We start from the raw sequence: 20,089 nt of genomic DNA on the forward strand, positions 1-20,089 counted from the left end.
TCTGTTTATATATATGTGAGCACATCTATATAAATGCGAACACACTCAGTATGCATGTGAATACACTTTAAGATTGCGGGAACATTAAAATTCAATGTCGGCTTCCAATGAATATGTCACCGATGGCGTAGACTTTAATCAGGTCAAGCGAGTACTGATCATTAAGCTGCGTCACCATGGTGACGTACTGATTACCTCTCCGATGTTTACGGCGCTGAAGGAACAGTTTCCCCATCTGGAAATTGATGCTCTGGTATACCTGGATACCGCCTCGATGCTTGAGTTTCATCCCCACCTTAGCCAACTCCATACAATTGACAGGCAGTGGAAAAAGCTGGGGATCAAAGGCCAGATTCGAGAAGAGTGGAGTCTGATCAAACGATTGAAAGAACGCCAGTATGATGTTGTCTTTCACATGACGGATCATTGGCGGGGGCTTACCCTGGTCAAATTTCTGAAGCCCAAAGTATCCATTACTCAGATCCACCCCAGGAGAACCGGTAGCTTCTGGAAAAAAAGCTTCGACTATAACTATCCGGTCAATTTTAAAAAGAGACACATGGTGGAAAAGCATCTTGATGCTCTCCGCCGCCTGGGAGTTTATCCCAGCACTGAAAGCAAACGCATGATAGCCATTCCCGGCGAGGAAGCAGAGTCCAAAGTTAAGTCACTTTTAGCAGACGCCGGCCTGGAACCGGGACAGTATATTCATATCCACCCCACTTCTCGCTGGCTGTTTAAAAGCTGGGATGTCGACAAAATGGCCGCTGTCATCAATCAGCTTCAGGCAAAAGGTTATCCTCTGGTTGTCACAGCTGCGCCGGACAGAGCGGAGATGCGAATGATGGACGCCATACTGGCGCAAGTGGAAAAGCCAGTGGTAAATCTTTGCGGCAAGATTAATCTGAAAGAGTTAATGGCACTGATTCAACATGCCCGGCTGTTGATTGGCGTGGACTCAGTTCCTATGCATATTGCCTCCGCAACAAACACCCCCTGTGTTGCATTTTTTGGCCCCAGCAATGAACTTGAGTGGTCTCCCTGGATGAACAGACATATCATCCTCTCATCAAATCACAGTTGTCGACCTTGCGACCTGGCAGGCTGCGGTGATGGCAGAAGGAGTGAGTGCCTCTCATCCATCACCGTTGAGCGTGCTCTATCCGCCGTGGAAACGCTGCTGTCATGACCACAAAACTGGCCTTGATTCGCCAAAGATATCGCCCTGACGGAGGTGCAGAGCGATTTATCAGTCGGGCTCTTGAACGATTGGGTAGTCAGGAACTGGAAGTGACGGTGATTACACGGAAGTGGCAGGATCAGAAAGGCAATTTCAAGGTCCTGACCTGCAATCCCACAAAGTGGGGCCGAATCAGTCGGGAACGGGGCTTTGCCCGTCAAGTCTGCCAGCTATTGGAACAACACCATTTTGACTTGGTCCAGTCTCATGAGCGCTTGAGCTGCTGCGATATATACCGTGCAGGGGACGGTGTTCATAAGGTCTGGTTAGAACAACGCAAGAGAATCCTAAGCCCCCTTCAAAGGAAGTTGCTGGACCTGAGCCCATATCATCGCTATGTCTGCCAGGCAGAAAAATCGATGTTTGAGAGCCACAGGCTGAAGGCAGTTATTTGCAACTCCCATATGGTTAAAGAAGAAATTCTGGCCAACTTTCGACTGGAGCCTGAGAAAATTTCCGTCATCTACAATGGCATTGACACCGAGGTATTTACTCCTGCGCTACGTGACCAGTTTCGCCAAAAGAGACGGGAGGAAATGGAGTTCAACGACCAGGAAATTGTCGCAATATTTGTCGGCTCAGGCTTTGAACGCAAGGGCTTGGAAAGCGCCATTCGTGCCTTATCAGCATGCGAGAAACCGGTACGCTTAATCGTTGTCGGAACAGACAAACATTTGAACCACTACCAGCAGTTAGCAGTGCAGTTAGGTGTCACCGTCCATTGGGCAGGAGTTCAAAAAGATGTACGCCCATACTATGCTGCGGCTGATTTCTTATTGTTGCCGACACTATATGACCCTTTCCCCAATGTGATTTTTGAAGCCATGGCATGCGCCCTGCCGGTGATTACCAGCAAAAAGTGCGGTGGGGCTGAGCTGATAAAAGAAGGCATAAACGGATATACTTCAGACTCCCTGGATATCACCAGCATCGCCAATGCTATAAGTGAGCTTGATCATCCAGAGCGCTGCCTCACCATGGGTGACTCTGCTCGCCAGACTGTTGAAGCCTATAGCCTGGATCAGATGGGAGAGCAACTGACCGCCTTATACGCACATTTGCTGTGCCGCACCTGAATAATTTAGGGACTAGGAAACTCATACGGAGTCTATCGAATGAAACCATCCAATGCTCAATCGACATTACCCGCATTTCTGATCACCATTGATACAGAAGGCGATAATATTTGGGCGAGCCCCAGACAGATTGAGACGCAAAATGCCAAATTTCTGCCACGATTCCAGGAACTGTGTGAGCTCTACGGACTGAAGCCCACCTACCTGACCAATTATGAGATGGCAGTTTCGGACTCCTACATAGAATTCGCCAGTGATTGCCTGCATCGAAAAACGGCAGAAATAGGTATGCACCTACACGCATGGAATAGCCCACCAGAAAAAGCCCTCACGGAAGATGACTACCGCTTTCTACCTTATCTGATCGAATACCCCAAGGAACTGGTAGAACAAAAAATAGATTATCTGACCAAACTGCTGGAAGACACGTTTAACACCAAGATGACCAGTCATCGGGCCGGGCGCTGGGCGTTTGATGAACACTATGCACAAACTCTGGCAAAGCATGGATACAAAGTGGATTGTTCTGTCACGCCGGGAGTGAGCTGGCGCAAGAATATGGGCGACCCCAAACAGCAGGGGGGGACCGACTACCGCGACTTCCCTGACCATCCCTATTTCCTGGATCTCAACAATATAGGTCAGGCAGGCAACTCCAACCTACTGGAGCTGCCTGTCAGCATACTTCCCAAATATTCTCCGTTTATCAGCCGCTGCCGCAAAGCCGTCAATCAGCTGAAGGGACGTCAAAAGGACGATGCCACAATATGGCTGCGCCCTAACGGAAAGAACCTGAAGCAAATGAAGAAAGTGCTGGATGAGGCTATTCGCAAAAACCGTCCCTATGTGGAATTTATTCTACACTCGTCCGAGTTTATGCCTGGCGGCAGCCCAACCTTTAAAACAAATGAATCGATTGAAGCTCTTTATAGAGATCTGACCCAGCTGTTCGAATACACTCGCCGCCATTTTATCGGGCTGACACTTACAGAGTTTGCGGAACAATTTCACCGGCAGGTGAAGCAGGATGATACTGACGGAGAGCTTGCATCATTTCATCCATATAACGCTCAAACCTGAACTGACTGCGGCTCCACTGCCGGGCTTCCTGGCTCATTCGCATATATAAGTCTGCTGAATTCGCCAGCTGTCTTACAGCATCTGCAATATCGGCCGGGTCCAGCAATTTGGGGCTTACGATGCTGTCAGAATCCACATCATAGACTTTCTCTGGAAGGTTTGGACTGGATGCTTCCAGTTCCATGTATTGCTCCCGGGTTAACCTGGGAGTGATACAGAAACCAGTAATACCATCCTTCACGACCTCCGGCAGTCCATCCACTTTTCCGACAATAGCAGGAGAGCCAGCAGCCATTGCCTCAGCACTGACCAAGCTGAAAGTTTCATGTATCGACGTTGACAGCATGCAATCAATCCCTGAATAAAACGCATCCATATCGTCGACCAAACCAAGGAGCTTTACAGAGGACGCCACACCGAGCCTCTCAGACAAGGCGACCAGCTGGTCTTTCATCGGCCCGGCACCCGCAATTCTCAGTTCGCACCGAATGCCTGAATCCTGCAGATTTTTAATGGCATATATCCCCAGATTTACCGCTTTGAGAGCCACTAACCGACATGCCATCCCGATGACAAAAGGTTTACTCTTATCGGGAGCCGCTATTTTAGTGGGATAGTGCATACAGGCATTACGAATAGGATTCAGACAGACATCAATCTCCTTATTAACATCATATTTAAGCTGCAACATGCGCTTGGCAGCATGAGAGGCCGCTATATATCCGTCAATCTGCGGAATAAAGTTTCTCTCTTTTGCCTGACTATGGGTATACCAGGCCATTCCGTGTTCGTAGTAAACCACCGGAATATCGGACGGTATATCCCCAGGCCGGGTGTCCGAGAGTTGATTCCAGATCAAAACAAGATCGGGCTTGATTCGACTAATGATCCGCTTCCGATGATTTAACCTGATACTGGCCGGCTTTTTGGGGATTTTTACTTTGCCCCAGTGCTTGAGAAAACGAATATCCTGGGTATGCCTTTTAACGGTACCCACCAACAATGGAGCAATATTCTTACTGTCAGCAAACACCAGGTTTGTAACTTCATCAGGATCGGTATGGCTGATAAATTCGCAAAACAGCCTTTCAACTCCGCCTACGTTGTCGAGATTAATTAAGTGTAAAATTCGCATTAAAAATGCAAGCCCTCTATATATGCCCTAATTATTCGCCATTCCGCTGGCTAAAATCCCAGCATTATAAACACCTTCGCACGACTAATGGAGTGCAATGACCAATAATGGAGCGCGATGGCCAACTTTCCCAGTTTATTCAATATGACCTGAACGCTTTACTCAACTCCGATTGAATAATTGCTTTAGAATAAACAGGACTCCAGAATTAGAAGCTTCCCGGAACTCAGTACACGATGCCAGCCGTACAAAATAAATCATCACTGTATCGCCTGATCCATAAGAAAATCCGTTCACTGGTCAAACAGATATACCGTTACACTCACAGGCGGAATATGCGGCATATGGAAAACCTCTGGCCATATCTGAAAATTGATTCTAAAGAGAATGGGTCGAAGTCTATATATTGGCGATCACAGGACGTATGCCATTGTGAGTCAATTGCCACACTCAAGAATAGCTTACCGGGCACCTGGTACCTGGTTGCAAACGGCCCATCAGTAAGCAATATCGACTTCAACAAGCTTAGAGACAAGCAATTATGTGGCGTTAACGCGTCAATAGCTTTAACCGACAAATACGACATTCACTTCGATGCCTATGTGGTCATTGACCCTGTATTTATTGATAAAAACTACGAGATGATGAGGAAAATTCTATTATCTCAAACAAAATGCTTTATGACGGTCTATTGCATTATTTCGATTTATCATCGTGAACCCGAGTTGCTGAAATGTTCAAAAATTTATCTCGTTGAACACATTAATAGGAGGATCTTCAAGCCAGTATTGGATATTCACTCATTTAGGACATGGGTGGCATCCATCCCCAGCCTCCACTTTTCAGAAACAAACACCGATATAAAGATCGGCTGTAGTGAGGACATATCTCTTGGGATCTTCGACGGCGGAACGGTTGCTGTATGGGCTCTCCAGATTCTGGCCTACGCTGGGGCATCTAACATTAACTTGCTTGGAGTTGATATTAGAGGACAAAAAGACAGGAATCGCTTTTTTGAGGACAAAGACAATAAACAACCAAGTGACCTGATGGACAAATACAGCACCATCATTGAACCATCGTTAAAAGCAGTGAAAGAGTGCTGTGAAAATAAGGGTATCACTTTGCGCAATTACTCCCCTAACAGCATAATCCCAGAATCACTTATCGAAAAAGCAGATCCGTCTGACCTTCTCATTGCCCCACCACACCAAATCACCAAGGAACGCTTCAATCCTTAGTTAAGACAACCTTTTCTGCTCTAAAAAAATTTCAAGCCTGGCCACATCACTCAGACTATCAATATCCAGACTGGTGTCTCGGGACATCTTAAATACCTTAAGGGTCGGCGAATATAGAGAGTGCGTCTGCAGAAATTCTTTAACACTTCTAATATAGATAGCACCATTTATTCGAAAACTTTTTTGAAGCTCTTGCCTGGGACTGGAAAGATCCTGCCACGTCGTTATTGGCTTGATTCCATCGCTTGTTTCTATCAGGCCTTTTTGGAAAGGGTGCTCAGCCTCGCAGACGCTTACCAGACTATCCGCATGACTACTTTTATAAATCAAAAGTGCTGCTTTGATATCATTCGCAGTGCGTAAAGGAGATGTTGGCTGCAATAGAATAAAGTCATCAAAATACTGATGATAAGATTGAAGCTCAAGAAGAGTATGACTGATCGCATCTTCAGATTTTGCAAAATCTCCGGAGATTTCCTTTGGCCGGTCAATTACTCTGACTCCAGCCTTACTGCAATAGAGGCTGATATCCGGGCAGTCAGTACTTACAACAATATCAGTGAATACTTCGGAGTCCCTGGCAGCAGTAATAGTAAAATCAATTAGCGGAACACCATTAATAGGGTAAAGGTTCTTCTTTTTAATACCTTTGGATTTTCCACGAGCAGGAATAATCGCCAGTAGTTTCCTCTCCATTCAGGAAAGAACCTCTTTATCCATAAATAACTTTTGTGTGTCGATAGTCCATGTTCTTGGATTGGATAAGCACTGAATAAATTTATCGGCACTTTGACCTGAACCGAAGTACTCACAGGTGACATTTCCAGAATCAATGCCTTGTGAAGATTCTATCGCTGCCAAAATTTCTGCTTTATTAAAAGGCACGTTGAAAACTCCTTCTCCAATAAACCGACAGTTCTGACGGTCTCCAACGTTAATTGCCGGAACACCATAAAAAGGAGCTTCCCGAACCCCGGCACTAGAGTTTCCAATTATATGGTCAGCGTGTCTTAACAAGGTTAAGAAGTACTCGAACCGCATAGAAGGAAATATTCTGAACCGAGGGTTTTCCAATAAAACCTGATAGTAGTCCAATATTATCGGACTACCTTCATCGTTATTCGGATAAATGACCACATAATTTCTTTCACTCTCAATTAATGAGTCTATAAGTACCGAAGTATCAGATGACAAGGTTTCCAATCGAGTTGTCACAGGGTGATACAGGAGTACTCCGTAGCGACTGAAATCAAGTTGGTAATAGCGAAATACTTCTTTTAGATCAGGCAAATTACTGGACAGCATCACATCATAGTCTGGAGAACCAATGATATGCACAGTTTCAGGAGCTTCTCCCATTTGTAAAAGACGATTCCTTGCCTCATCATTTGATACAAAATGCAGATGGGACATTTTACTTGCAGAATGACGAATCAGCTCGTCAATCGTCCCTGAACGCTCTCCCCCTTCAATATGAGCTACCAGAATATTGTTTATAGCCCCAGTAACAGCTCCGGCCAGGGCTTCCACCCTATCTCCATGTATAACCAACATATCGGGCCGGTTTTCATGTAAGTATCGAGACAACCCTTTTATCGTATTAGCCAGGGTATCTTCCATTGGCTCACCAGTATGCTGGTTATAAAATACGTGGACACTATTATTGAATGCTTTCTTTACCTCTAACTGTGTATTGCCATATAAAGCCATGGTATGCATGCCGGTAACGAATATCTGAAGCTCGAAATCCGGATGTTTCTCCACCGAATACATGAGTGGTTTGAGCTTCCCAAAATCCGCTCTGGTCCCCGTTAGAAATAAAATTTTCTTCATCGCTACTCGATATCATCCCAACTGAGATGTTGATCTTTGGAGATACTGCTTTTTGCTCTTTTTCCTAATAGAGTATTAAAACTCTCCGCCTTTATCTGTCCTGTTCCTGGCCTCTTCACCCAAATATTATCCTTGGACAGAAGTTCACCTTTTTCAATATTTTCTATTGCTACCACCGTCGAAAAGGCAAAATCCATTGTTACCTGCTCCTCCTTAATGGCAACCTTCTTTCCTCCCCGGCATAGGAATATTTCATGCGCTCCGCGGATAAGCTCTCTGCACGCGGCCTCATCCATCGAGCAGACTATATCTGGACCAGCCCTCTCCATGTGGTCAGTAAAATGCCTTTCCAATAGAGCAGCCCCAAGAGCAACCGCACCCAAACAAGCATTATTTGAAGTGGTATGGTCGGACAAACCAACAACCGCGTCAGGAAAAGCTTCTTTCAGTTCCACCATCGCACCCAGCCTTACCAAATGATGAGGAGTAGGGTATACATTGGTACAGTGCATTAAGGCATATGGAGCCTGATAACTCCTTAAAACTTCCACCGCTCTGGCAACAGATTGAATATCATTCATCCCGGTGCTAAGAATTATCGGCTTTCCGAACGCAGCAATATGCTCAATTAAAGGAAGGTTATTACATTCTCCGGAACCAATTTTGAATGCAGGAACATCTATAGAGTTAAGAAAATCTGCCGCTGCCCGGGAGAATGGCGTGCTGATATAAATCATACCAAGCTCCTCTACAACACTCTTGAGACAGACTTCTTCATCTTTCGATAGCGCGCACGATTCCATTATTTCATAAATGGAAATATCAGCATTCCCTGGAATAACCTGCTTGGCAGCTTGGCTCATCTCGTCAGAAACGATATGAGTTTGATGCTTAACAATCTCTGCTCCAGCTCGCTTAGCCGCTTTTGCCATCTCTATGGCTACAGACAGTTTTCCTCCATGATTAATACCGATTTCTGCAATGACAAGAGGAGGTGCACCATCACCTATGAGTCGATTACCAATCTTAAATTCTGCCATCTTCCCGCTTCCAAAATCAGATTATTGGTTAACTTCCTTCGCTTTATTCGACTTAACCTGAAGTTCATATAATTTGGCGTACTTGTTGAAGCTATTCATACAGCCTATAAGGATATGGATCAATCCTGGAACGCCATCCCGAAAACCTCGACGAACGATATAGAACTTTAGAAACCTGAAGAAGGGACTAAAAATCATTCTACTGACTGAAAAAATCTTTCCCTTGGCTAGCATCTGCTCAGCTTGCAGGCTTGTATAGCGGTTTTGCTTGGTTAGATAGGCTTGAATGCCGTCCTCAGAGAAATGCATGAGGTCTGATTTTAATACCCCTACACTCACAGCCGTTTCAACCTTTTCATGTACCACGTCCTCAGACCAACGAGCATGCCTGCGGTCGAACATCCGTAGACTCAGATCCGGATAGCCTTCTCCGTAGCGAAGCCAGCGACCCAGAAAAGTATTACAACGAGGCATTGAGTATGCGTGATAGGCAGGATTCTGCATCGTTGAGATGATCTCCGAAGTCAGTTCCGGGCTAGGACGTTCATCGGCATCAAGACAAAACACCCAATCATTGGTTGCCTGCTCTACGGCGAATTGCTTCTGTGCGCCGAAACCTCTCCACGCTTCCTTAATAACCTTAGCCCCTGCCGCTTCTGCAATAGAAACCGTTCCATCTGTACTGCCAGAGTCTATTACCAGCACCTCATCTGCAAAGCTTACGGAGCGAATGCAGGCTTCGATATGCTTTGCTTCATTTAACGTGATGATGGTCACGCTAATTTTTGGCATCTATTCCCCCTTGATGATTTACCCTGAAAACAGGTAGTTGCCCTCTCCCACCCACAATGGAGCAATGTTCGGTATAATGCCCGACAATTTTACTAACGTGTAGTCTGACTATGAGAATCGCACATCTGGAAAGCAGCCTGAATTGGGGCGGGCAGGAACTCCGAATTATCGAGCAAACACAGTGGCTCAACGAAAATGGCTACCCTACCTGGATTCTGGCCAGATCAGGCTCTGCCATATTAAGAGAAGCTAAAGCCCGCAAGCTCCCTAACCATGAAATAGAGTTTCGCGGCTCAGCAAACCCCAAGATCATAAAAGAGTTGCTGGATTTCATACGGACTCAGAAAATTGACCTTATTGACGCACATAGTAATAGAGATGCCTCTTACGCCATGTTTGCCAAATGGTTTTCCCAAGTTACTGTAATTCGTTCAAGACATGTCACCACCCCGATAAAAAACAGTTTGCTGCATCGCCTCATCTGGAAAACCGGCAATCACGGTATAATAACGACGGCAAAAGCTGTAAACAGGATGATCCTGGAACTTGGCTTAGCGTCAGAAAAGAATATTTATGCCGCGCGCGCCGGTGTGGATTCTCAGCGATACAATACTTCAGTAAGCAGCAACCAGCTTCGGGAGAATTTAAATATTCCTGATGATCATCATGTGATCAGCAATATTGGGATGATACGTAAAGACAAAGGTCAGCTGTATTTCGTCAAGGCTTGTGAACTGATTGCTCAGCAATTTGATAATGTCACCTTTTTACAGATCGGAGAGGCGACGGTAGACACCCAGAGTTATGCTGACGAAGTTAAACAGTATTGGGAATCTTCACCGCATAAAGACCGTATCCGATTTCTCGGCTACCATAGTGACATCGAGCGTTATCAGGCAATTTCCGACATCGTCATGATATGCTCTATCGGAACGGAGGCACAAACGCGGTTAGTCTCGCAGGCATTTCTGATGCGCAACAATGTTGTGGCCACCAATGTCGGAGGGCTTCCGGAAATGATCGAACACAACCGTACAGGATTGATATGTCCCGCCGCTGATCCATCAGCTCTCGCTAATGCGTGTATTGAGCTAATCAATTCCGAGAAATTGCGCGAAGAAATAAAGGACAATGCAGAGCATTACGCTTATAAGGAAATGACTTTCGAGCGCATGATGGAAGGGATGCTTCAAGCGTATCACAATGCTCTTAGTCACCTTCCCGTGAACAGATGAAGTCCTAAAAACATCCTCTTATTCAACCACCTGCTCACGAGACTTATTTAAAACATCTTTCATTGTATATTGGAGTAACGGTGGCATTACCAAGGCCACCGGAAACCACCAGAATAGCCAGTTGTCTCCAGGATGCCCCAATATTCTGGTACCATGCGTTAATCCGCAAAATGTCCCATATACCAGAAGCCCCAATGTAAACCAGCTCCCCCCAGAATATGACTGGCGAATCCCAAGCCAATAGGTATATAGCACCACACATAATACCAAGCTCAGACCCAATATACCTCCAAGCATAAATGAGCCGACATAAAGACTATGAGTCGTGCTGAACGTTTCGCGTAGTTCAACTACAGTTACGCCTATCCTGCTGTGATATCCAATACCAGATAGTAAAGCCCCCTGATCTTTCACCTCTTGCCATATTTCATGCCAAACCAGGAACCTAGGTATTGGTCTATCGCTGTTTAAAGATGGCAAATGGAAACGCTCTAATAACCCAAATTGCCATGCCACAATCAGAATAACCACCATGGCTGAGACACACACCAGCATATGCTTGATACGCATGTTCTTTATTAATATCACAACACTTGCCAGACAAAAGCCAATCAAGGCGGTTCGAGTCTCAGTCAACATCATTCCTACGATCAAATAAATAAGAAGAGGAATGCTCCACCTTTTAAGGAACTTACATTCAATAATTGCAGACAATAACAATATAGAAGCAAAGCCGTATGCAACCCCTAAATCAACGGCATTCTCATATGATACAACACCATACATTCTGTCCTTGTTACCAGAAACAAAAAAATAGAGGTTTATAGTTAATCCAACTCCTGCCGTTATGGATATAAATTTAACTACACTCCAAAACCAACGGTCCCTTTGAAAAACCATCGATACTGCAGCGATATATAGCAATATATACACTATATGTCTTAAGCTTTGCCCCCATTTTTCAACATATGGTTGATCACCCCAAAATGTTGAAAACGCGAAATAAAATAATACTCCCGCTATTAGTAATAAAAGGCGATTTTCCCGGAACCTTGGAGGGGTGCGAAAAATAATAATAAACATAGGAAGCAAAACGCCAACATAAAACAGGTTATTGATCAGTTTCATGGGAGGCAATACATACATGGAACTTAGAAAAATGATTAATCCGCATCCAACCCACCTGAACAACCACTCGGGTACAGCATTATAAGAAGCGCTAGATGGCATATTTCTCGCCCATGTACTCTTCAAACGATTTTTTATTGAAAACATCAGATGGAAGACGACTATACGGAGACAGGTTAACCACATTGATACTCAATTGCTGACAAACCTTGGAAGCCAATTGAAAGCTGGGTAAAATCGTCGCCTCAAAATTATCATCAAGTGAAGAATGCTCTGCACGCGCTTGGCCCTCATAAAACCGATGGCTCCCCCCTTTAGACCCCATATCCATTCCAAGTATCGCCACCTCAGAAACACGATAATTCACCAGCACCTGTAAAGCCCAATGAACCACGGTGGCACCGTCATATACCCCTCTCTCTGGATCATGGCTAAACCCGACACACCCATTAACAGAGCCAAGCACTTCCAGACCATCATCAGTTTCCATTGCCCTGGCGAGATCAGAAGAATTCTTTCTCCCAACCCCATACCTCTCGTTATAATTTTCTATAAGAAAAATGCTCGCTTCCTTTAACAAATCAGGGCGACGTTTACAAACTTCAAAAATACAATCGAAAGTAAGAAAGCATGGAATCTTCTGGCTGACAACACGTTCAAACATTTCAAAGCGGCGCTCGATAAAGCCTCTATCTACAATAAAGTAAGCGGAAAATTGCACATCGCTTGAATCTTGTATCGCTATAGCCCCATTAACACCAACAATTGGCCCATGATGATGTAATCCATTTAGGTCCAATTCACATATTGAGGGACCAGTAGCAAGCACGAAAACATTCTTATTAAGAAAGACTTCCGATAAGTCTTTCCATGGCAGTAAAGTGCAGATCCGAGACCCGCACCAAATCACTTCTTTATCATTAGGAGACATACTATCGATATGAAAATAAGGCCATGAATTTTCCATGTGCCTCATGGATCGGTGATGAGAATACCGATATACCTGCTTTAGAAATGTTCTAATCCATTTATATCGAGGATATTTTTTTAACAAACTAAACATTAGATGCTGCTATGAGTTGTTCCAATTGATATTGAACATCATCCAGCTTTACTTTGTTCCAACATGGAGGAGCAAATTCAAAATCATCCTTGACCTGCTGGTAACGACAACGGCGCTTCATACAAGGTGCACAGTGGTATTCCGCACTTATTGATACTTGGCGTCGACCATAAATGCCCGTCAATCGAGCGCTGGTCGGGCCATACAATGCAACGAGGGGGCAACCTAGAGCCGCAGCCAGATGGCCAAGTCCAGTATCTACAGATATAACAGCACTGGCCCCTTTCAAGAGGGAAGCAACCTCTCTTAGTGACATTTTGGGCATAACGCGTACACCTGCAATTTCACCTAATCGATCAGCTCTCTCTTTCTCTTGAGAATTGCCCCACAACACCCTGACCTCGAAGCCAAGATTTACCATTCTCTCGGCAAGTATTTTCCATTGGTCTTCAGGCAAGTGTTTTGTCTGCCACGTCGTACCATGTAGAAAAACAATATATGGCACGTTGTTTTCATCTTTGTTAATAACAATGCCATAGTCGAGCTCTTGCCAGCTTAGGCCATACCCCATAATCACACTGAATAAGTGACGCATTCTCTCAACTGCATGCAAAGATCGGGATACGGCAAAACACTTATTATAGAACAGGCTAGCCACAGGTTCTCTAATTGAACATGAGTCGTAACCTAAAACCGGAACTCCGACCAACTTCGCCACCAAGGCACTTTTGAGCAATCCTTGGGCATCAATTACCAGATCATATTGGCGAGATTCCAACTTTGATTTAAATCTTTTCCACTCCCCTGACCTAAACGCTTTTAGGGGATTCTTGCGCCATCGACGTAATGCAATGGGTATAACTTCATTAACTCCCTTGTGCCAGCTCGGAATCTCAGCAAAGGCCTCCTCTACCACCCAATCAATTTCCAGAGACGGCATCATGGCTTTGGCATCAGTAATCGCGGGCAATGTATGAATAACATCTCCCAGAGAAGACATTTTTATTAACAGAATGCGCACAGTTATTCCTTTATAAGGGAATTTTCGGCAATTTCAGGCTGGCCAGGAAGTGCTTCAAGCGCCCCTATCACCAGCTCTGGAGAGAGATCTTTCAAACACTTATAGTGCCCGTAAGGACAGGTTCTTTCAAAGCAAGGACTACAATCGATCCCGGTACGAACCAGCTTTGCGTGATCAGTCAAAGGCGGTGTAAATTCAGGAGAGGTTGAGCCATATACAGCAACCAGAGAACGCCCGAGGGCAGCTGCCACATGCATCAGTCCAGAATCATTAGACACAACTTGAGTGGTTAAAGATAAAAGGGCAACGGCCTCCTGAAGAGAGGTTTGACCAGAGAAATCCCTTACCCCTCCTCCGGAAATTGACAGTTCACCACTGATTTGCTCACAAACCTTCCGATCATTCTCAGATCCGAACAACCAGACTTCACCGCCACTCCGAAGACACCATTTCGCCACTTCTGCATAATGTTCAGCAGGCCACTGTTTTGCGGCTCCAAATTCTGCCCCCGGACAAAGACCAAGAACATAGCCAATGGTTCCAATAGAGAACTTGGATTTCACTTGTTCAAGGTTTGCCTCTGGCACGGACAAAGAGGGGTTCGGGATATTTATAAGATCTGCTTGGCCCTTTGGGTATGCCAGAGCAACGAAGCGCTCCACCATTAATGGCATGGCCTGCTTATCCAGCTTTCGAAGATCATTTAGCAACCCATACCGCATCTCCCCTTTCCATCCCGTTCTTTTGGGGATTTTCGCCAACCATGGGATTAGAGCCGATTTAAGGGAGTTAGGGAGGATTATCGCCCAATCATAGCCAGCTTCACGCAGATGATTCGCCAGAGCTTTTCGCGCGGACAACATCAGCTTACCGTGACCGACCGGCATATCGATGGGACTTCTGACTTCTGGCATGGCTTGCAGAATCGGTCGACTCCAGGCAGGTGCCAACACATCAATTTGGGATAAGGGATAAAGGCGCTTGAGCACTTTGAACAAGCTTTGCGCCATTACCATGTCACCAACCCAGGAAGGGCCTACTATTAGAATATTCAATGGCTGATTTGCCACGACTCACATTTAACAGTTGATAAGAGTTTAACGTCGCAATACTCAGGACACTGAAGTTAGCCAGTGCTTGTATTTTTCATTGCGCCCTTTCACCACATCAAAATAGAGTGTCTGAAGTTTCTCGGTAACAGGCCCGCGGCGCCCTTCACCTATTGCACGCCCATCCAATTCCCTAATTGGAGTAACTTCGGCCGCCGTGCCAGTAAAGAATGCTTCATCTGAGATGTAAATTTCGTCCCGGGTGATACGCTTCTCAACCAACTGATACCCCAGATCTGCCGCCAGCTGCAATATAGTATTTCTGGTAATGCCATTTAGACATGAAGTCAGCTCTGGAGTATAAATAACACCATCACGAACCACGAAAATATTCTCACCAGAGCCTTCGGCCACATAACCTTCCGGATCAAGCAACAGGGCTTCATCACACCCACAGGCCAGCGCCTCATTCAATGCCAACATTGAATTGATATAATGACCGTTTGCTTTAGCTCGAGTCATGGATATATTCACGTGATGACGGGTGTAAGAACTGGTTCTTACTTTGATGCCTTTCTCCAATGCCTCGTCGCCGAGATATGTTCCCCATTCCCAGGCAGCAACAATCACATGAACCTGCAAGCCTGCTGCTCTCAATCCCATACCTTCTGAACCGTAAAAGACCATTGGACGCATATAGGCAGACGTCAGGTTATTGTCCTTTACAGCCCGGCGTTGAGCCTCATTAAGCTCATCCTTGGTAAATGGCATTTTCATATTCATGATATGAGCAGAGTCAAACAGCCGGTCTGTGTGCTCCTGCAACCTAAATATGGCTGTACCGTCCTGAGTCTGGTATGCACGAACACCTTCAAAGACGCCCATCCCATAGTGTAAGGTATGGGTCAACACATGAACCTGGGCATCACGCCAAGGAACCATCTTACCGTCAAACCAGATCAGACCGTCACGGTCAGCCATGGACATATCTATAACTCCTTCGGGCCCAAAGCCTCAAAATTAAGTATCTATTACCAGTAGAATGCTGTGAGGAAGAGACAGACCACCGCCTCTACCCTTCGAATATTTCTTGCCAGAATTCTGTTACCCGATTTCGTTCTCTCTGCAATTCGTCCGGCGCAACCCTGGCCGGCAAATTCTGAAGAGCCAGTCGATGTCCACGGGCACGGTATTGACGGTAAATTTCACAGAGTTCATCACTCAGCTCATTCCTGACAACACCGACTTCGGCCAGCGATTCCATAATGCGAATATTGTCGCTCCATTTCACCACTGAGGGGTATTTATGAGCCCATCGCAAAGCTGCATATTGAACCATAAATTCGATATCAACGATACCGCCAGAATCGTGCTTTAGATCGAAATATGGCAGGCTTCCATCAGACTTTGGAGTCGTTGCCAGCGCCGCCCTCATTTTTTCCCTCATTTCGAGTACATCCTGCTTCAACTGCCCAGAATCCCTATCTTGGGTAAGCACAGCAACTCTCGCCGCCTCAAACTTTGATCGCACACTGTCGCTTCCAGCCACAAAACGCGCTCGAACCAGCGCCTGATGCTCCCATGTCCACGCTTTTTCGCCCTGGTAACGCTGCCAAGCCCCTACAGAACTCACCAACAAGCCCGAATTTCCCGACGGCCTCAATCGCATATCAACTTCATAGATGTCACCAGAGGCAGTTTTGGTACTCAGAAGATGAATAATTCTTTGCCCCAGCCTGGTAAAAAATACTTGGTTATCAATACTGCTCTCCCCATCCGTTGATAGATCATCACCACCAGCATGAAGAAAAACCAAGTCCAAGTCAGACCCATAACTCAATTCAATTCCGCCAAGTTTTCCATAGCCGATTATCCCGAAATCAGGATCACAGACTGTTGTTTCGTCCCGCATTGGACGGCCATATTTTGATGTCATGGTTTGCCATGCTTGCTCAAGAACTTGAGCAAGTATTGTTTCAGCAATAAACGTCAGATAATCACTAACTTTCATTAGAGGCAATGTGCCGCGTATATCCGAAGCAGCTACTCGCAAGGCATGAGCTCTCCTGAAATAGCGCAAAACCTCCATTTGCTCCTCAAGGTCATCCTGAGGAATACGCAACATCTCCTGACGCAACTCATCACGTAAAGTTTGCGTATCCGGAGGAGTATATAAACTTTCTGAGTGCAACAGCTCGTCGAGCAGCAGAGGCATCTGAGCAATCTGTTCACCAACCCACAAGCTCTCACCAAACAGACGAACCAATTCATTAAGCGCGCTAGGGTTCTCATTTAGCAATACAAGATAAGCACTACGCCGAATAATGGCCTCCACAAAATGGAGGAGGCGACCAAAGGTATCAGCATCGACTTTTTGCTCTACCGCAACTCTCAGCAAGTTCGGCATAAACAAGTCCAACCTGTCCTTACCCTGAGCTTGAAGATGGCGCACCTTAGAACTTCTGACCAACTCCCTAATCAGGGATTCATATCCTTCCGGATCTGGACAACCGGAATCAATCAGAAACTCAATAGATTCTTCAGAAGGCAGCTTGGCAGCCCACAGCAACTGCCATACCTTCATATCTTCCCGAGAGCTTTTTGCCTCGTGAGGCTCTGCAATTACCTCGGCAAAATGACGAGATACATTATCCCGATGTTTTTGCAGCTCCCGCTCACATTCATCCCAGCACCGAAAACCCATAGCCAAAGCAATTCTGGCACGACCTCGTTCGTCGGACGGAATTTGCTGTGTCTGCTTATCTGCAAGGCCCTGAATAGCATGCTCCATATTACGTAGATAGATGTATGCCGACCGCAATTCATCTACCACCGCTCCCGGCATCAATCGTTCCGACTTGATTACCTGAAGCACATCCAACAATCCGCGCTGCTGAAGCTTGACATCACGGCCTCCGCGAATTAGCTGAAATACCTGCGCAATAAATTCAACTTCGCGAATCCCTCCAGATCCTAGCTTGATGTTGTGACCAATTCCTTTTCTCAACACCTCCCTTTCAATCATATCCTTCATGGAACGCAGGGACTGAATAACGCCAAAATCGATATACTTGCGATACACGAAAGGCTTCAGCTCCTCTAGCAACCTTATGCCCTGAGCAATATCACCAGCCACCGGGGCAGCCTTGACCATGGCATAGCGCTCCCAGTCCCGCCCCTGCTCCTCGTAATATTCTTCCATTGCGGTAAAGCTAAGAGCCAGAGCCCCACTCTGGCCATATGGCCTCAGCCTCATATCAACCCTAAAGACAAATCCATCAACGGTTGTATTATCTAGAGCCTGAATCAACTTCTGCCCCAACCTGGTGAAGAAATTCTGGTTGTCGATACTTCGAGATGCCCCTTGAGTTTCACCATGCTCGGGAAAGGCAAATATTAAATCTATATCTGAGGATACGTTAAGCTCTCCGGCACCAAGCTTGCCCATACCCAAAACAACCATTCTCTGAGCCGCCCCATTTTTCGATACCGGGTTACCATACATACCAGCGAGAAATTCGTGCAGCCAACCTAACGCGGCATCAATACAAATCTCCGCCAACCATGAAACCTGCTTACCTGTATTTTCATATGCCTCCGCAAGAACCAAGTCCTTCCATACGATATGGAACATTTTCTCCCGACGAAAAACTCTCAGCGCATGGTGAAGATCGGCCTCCGAAGAACAAGTTTTCATACTTTGCGCCAACTCATCTTCCCAACCTCTCTTCGGCGCAATCTCCCCAGCAGAAAGCATTCCCTCCAACCAAAGAGCTACCTGATCCGGAAACCTGATAACGACATCAGACAGAAAATCACTTACAGCAAAAGCTCTTAGCAAGCCTTCAGAATAGGGAATGAGCTTTTCTTGTATCGATACATCAACTTCACTCAAACGATCGAAATTGTCATGCAAGAGAGTATGCAATTCCTGGGGATAATCCCCAGCGAGAGCGGAAAGCTTGTGAATTAGCGGTAAATTATCCGAGATCAATCTCATCTCCAGTATTTATTGTGGGAGGTGCCGCAATTTTGAGAGTAACAGGTGGTGTATTAGTATGACCAGGATTGAAGCGGATATCGACATTGGCCTCTCTCAACATCTAAGCTTGCTAGATGGCCGTAGAGTCCAACAAATGATGAGAGAATCTTCTTTCCTTTCAGAGCTGAATTTGAGAGCTACTCATTTCCGAGTGAGGCACTAAGAATTGCCATCCCAGCTCGCCCCAACCATGTTGATCGGCTCATTTTATGAGCTAATTCCTCTAGCCCGTTAATTTTCGCAAGAGCCCTAGATTCTACGATCAATTCATCCCAAGGATCGCCGGCAAAATTAGCCTCAAGCACCTTCTTCTCCAGCACTTCAATCAATAAAGAAAAATCACTAATTTCAACACTGCCAGGAGTAACGTTGGCTAATTTCTGCACAAATCGCCCCATAACATCAACCCAGTTACTCAGCGTAGCAATCGAGTTAATTTCACTGGAATTGAATCCGCACCCTCCTGCAAGCAACCCATAACCTCTGGCGGCCTTACTGGGCGTATACAGCCAACATGGAATGCTTTCAACCAGCCTTTTTCCGACCGAAATCAAAGACTCGACCTGCCCATGCAGCAACTCAAGCTCAATCTCAGAAATAGGCGAATCTTGTCGTCCATCTACTTTAATAACACCAAGATCACATGCTATTTCAATTTGGAAATCATCATTCCCCATACCCACAAGAGCATCATTCTGAGCGGATGCGCTTTCAATTTTCCAAGCTGTCCTCACAAAGTCTGTTAAGAACACTGGCTGCACTTTTCGGACATTCTCCGCAGGAAATTCAGAAACTTTTTTTAGCAGACCAAGATCCAATGCTTTGGAACTTATCGGCCAGTTATGCTCTATTCTCTGGTGCAACCCCGCCTGCGCCTTCCCCATTCCTTTAACCGTCTGCTCATACCTGCCACCCCCCATGTCACGCACTCTCAATGCCCATCGAGACTTTCGCAGAGATAACTCTGGCGTGTCATAGTATGTATTGGAAAGGCCCCTGGAATTTCCTTTTTTTTCGAGCAAAGTCGTCAGTTCACGCAAGACTATGTCTTCACTAGCACTAGGGAAGCTGAGTTTTATTTCAATCTCATTCATTTATATAAACCAATAGAAAC

At 45.7% G+C, this 20,089-nt stretch carries 17 protein-coding genes; 5 read left to right on the top strand and 12 right to left on the bottom strand.

Translation table 11 applies throughout. The features are described 5' to 3' along the window. The first annotated feature begins 94 nt into the window (after nucleotides 1–94). The 3 genes from rfaQ to BTA51_RS00480 are packed head-to-tail and all read left to right on the top strand — an operon-like array spanning nucleotide 95 to nucleotide 3,396. Nucleotides 95–1,189: a putative lipopolysaccharide heptosyltransferase III gene (rfaQ, locus tag BTA51_RS00470; protein ID WP_094705193.1), complete on the top strand. Its 1,095-nt coding sequence runs from the start codon at nucleotides 95–97 to the stop codon at nucleotides 1,187–1,189. Next, nucleotides 1,186–2,316 (top strand): glycosyltransferase family 4 protein, encoded by a 1,131-nt coding sequence (locus BTA51_RS00475; protein WP_094705195.1) that lies wholly within the window; start codon nucleotides 1,186–1,188, stop codon nucleotides 2,314–2,316. The genes rfaQ and BTA51_RS00475 overlap by 4 nt, the downstream gene beginning before the upstream one ends. Before the next feature lie 39 nt (nucleotides 2,317–2,355). Next, nucleotides 2,356–3,396: a polysaccharide deacetylase family protein gene (locus BTA51_RS00480; protein WP_094705197.1), complete on the top strand. Its 1,041-nt coding sequence runs from the start codon at nucleotides 2,356–2,358 to the stop codon at nucleotides 3,394–3,396. Here BTA51_RS00480 and BTA51_RS00485 read toward each other — a convergent pair. Continuing rightward, complete coding sequence (locus BTA51_RS00485) at nucleotides 3,302–4,531, bottom strand: glycosyltransferase family 4 protein (protein WP_094705199.1); 1,230 nt, start codon at nucleotides 4,529–4,531, stop codon at nucleotides 3,302–3,304. The genes BTA51_RS00480 and BTA51_RS00485 overlap by 95 nt on opposite strands. 344 nt (nucleotides 4,532–4,875) lie before the next feature. Between BTA51_RS00485 and BTA51_RS00490 the strand changes: the two genes are divergently transcribed. After that, nucleotides 4,876–5,772: a hypothetical protein gene (locus BTA51_RS00490; RefSeq protein ID WP_141215505.1), complete on the top strand. Its 897-nt coding sequence runs from the start codon at nucleotides 4,876–4,878 to the stop codon at nucleotides 5,770–5,772. Here the strand turns inward: BTA51_RS00490 and BTA51_RS00495 are convergent, their stop codons facing one another. Genes BTA51_RS00495 through BTA51_RS00510 form a run of 4 tightly spaced genes read right to left on the bottom strand, consistent with a single transcriptional unit; the run spans nucleotide 5,773 to nucleotide 9,437 of the window. Next, on the bottom strand, nucleotides 5,773–6,468 hold the full coding sequence (locus tag BTA51_RS00495; protein WP_094705203.1) for a cytidylyltransferase domain-containing protein: 696 nt from the start codon (nucleotides 6,466–6,468) through the stop codon (nucleotides 5,773–5,775). It abuts the gene before it with no gap. Then, nucleotides 6,469–7,605, bottom strand: coding sequence for a UDP-N-acetylglucosamine 2-epimerase (gene neuC, locus BTA51_RS00500; protein WP_094705205.1), 1,137 nt, complete (start codon nucleotides 7,603–7,605; stop codon nucleotides 6,469–6,471). Nucleotides 7,606–7,607: 2 nt separating this feature from the next. Next, a complete protein-coding gene (locus BTA51_RS00505) occupies nucleotides 7,608–8,645 on the bottom strand; it encodes an N-acetylneuraminate synthase family protein (protein WP_094705207.1) in 1,038 nt (345 codons plus the stop codon). A 21-nt stretch (nucleotides 8,646–8,666) separates the two neighbouring features. Then, entirely contained in the window at nucleotides 8,667–9,437 is a 771-nt protein-coding gene (locus BTA51_RS00510) for a glycosyltransferase family 2 protein (RefSeq protein WP_094705209.1), read from the bottom strand. A gap of 110 nt (nucleotides 9,438–9,547) precedes the next feature. Here BTA51_RS00510 and BTA51_RS00515 point away from each other — a divergent pair, with 110 nt between their 5' ends. After that, nucleotides 9,548–10,672 carry a glycosyltransferase family 4 protein gene (locus BTA51_RS00515; RefSeq protein WP_094705211.1) on the top strand — a complete coding sequence of 375 codons (1,125 nt, stop codon included), beginning with the start codon at nucleotides 9,548–9,550 and terminating at the stop codon, nucleotides 10,670–10,672. Between the two features lie 18 nt (nucleotides 10,673–10,690). On the opposite strand, the gene BTA51_RS00520 is transcribed toward BTA51_RS00515, so the two are convergent. From BTA51_RS00520 to BTA51_RS00550, 7 genes are all read right to left on the bottom strand, one after another. Continuing rightward, nucleotides 10,691–11,800, bottom strand: a complete 1,110-nt coding sequence (locus BTA51_RS00520; protein WP_141215506.1) for an O-antigen ligase — start codon at nucleotides 11,798–11,800, stop codon at nucleotides 10,691–10,693. 91 nt (nucleotides 11,801–11,891) lie between these two features. Then, nucleotides 11,892–12,767, bottom strand: coding sequence for a hypothetical protein (locus BTA51_RS00525; RefSeq protein ID WP_094705215.1), 876 nt, complete (start codon nucleotides 12,765–12,767; stop codon nucleotides 11,892–11,894). Between the two features lie 88 nt (nucleotides 12,768–12,855). After that, complete coding sequence (waaC, locus tag BTA51_RS00530; protein ID WP_094705217.1) at nucleotides 12,856–13,884, bottom strand: lipopolysaccharide heptosyltransferase I; 1,029 nt, start codon at nucleotides 13,882–13,884, stop codon at nucleotides 12,856–12,858. A gap of 2 nt (nucleotides 13,885–13,886) precedes the next feature. After that, entirely contained in the window at nucleotides 13,887–14,954 is a 1,068-nt protein-coding gene (gene waaF, locus BTA51_RS00535) for a lipopolysaccharide heptosyltransferase II (RefSeq protein WP_210404735.1), read from the bottom strand. Nucleotides 14,955–14,996: 42 nt separating this feature from the next. Beyond that, a complete protein-coding gene (locus tag BTA51_RS00540; protein ID WP_094705219.1) occupies nucleotides 14,997–15,920 on the bottom strand; it encodes a branched-chain amino acid transaminase in 924 nt (307 codons plus the stop codon). Between the two features lie 85 nt (nucleotides 15,921–16,005). Next, nucleotides 16,006–18,933 (bottom strand): bifunctional [glutamate--ammonia ligase]-adenylyl-L-tyrosine phosphorylase/[glutamate--ammonia-ligase] adenylyltransferase, encoded by a 2,928-nt coding sequence (gene glnE, locus BTA51_RS00545; protein ID WP_094705221.1) that lies wholly within the window; start codon nucleotides 18,931–18,933, stop codon nucleotides 16,006–16,008. A 179-nt stretch (nucleotides 18,934–19,112) separates the two neighbouring features. Then, a complete protein-coding gene (locus tag BTA51_RS00550) occupies nucleotides 19,113–20,069 on the bottom strand; it encodes a CYTH domain-containing protein (protein ID WP_094705223.1) in 957 nt (318 codons plus the stop codon). Nucleotides 20,070–20,089 lie beyond the last annotated feature (20 nt).

The organism is Hahella sp. CCB-MM4, from assembly GCF_002260525.1.
Classification (GTDB): domain Bacteria; phylum Pseudomonadota; class Gammaproteobacteria; order Pseudomonadales; family Oleiphilaceae; genus Hahella.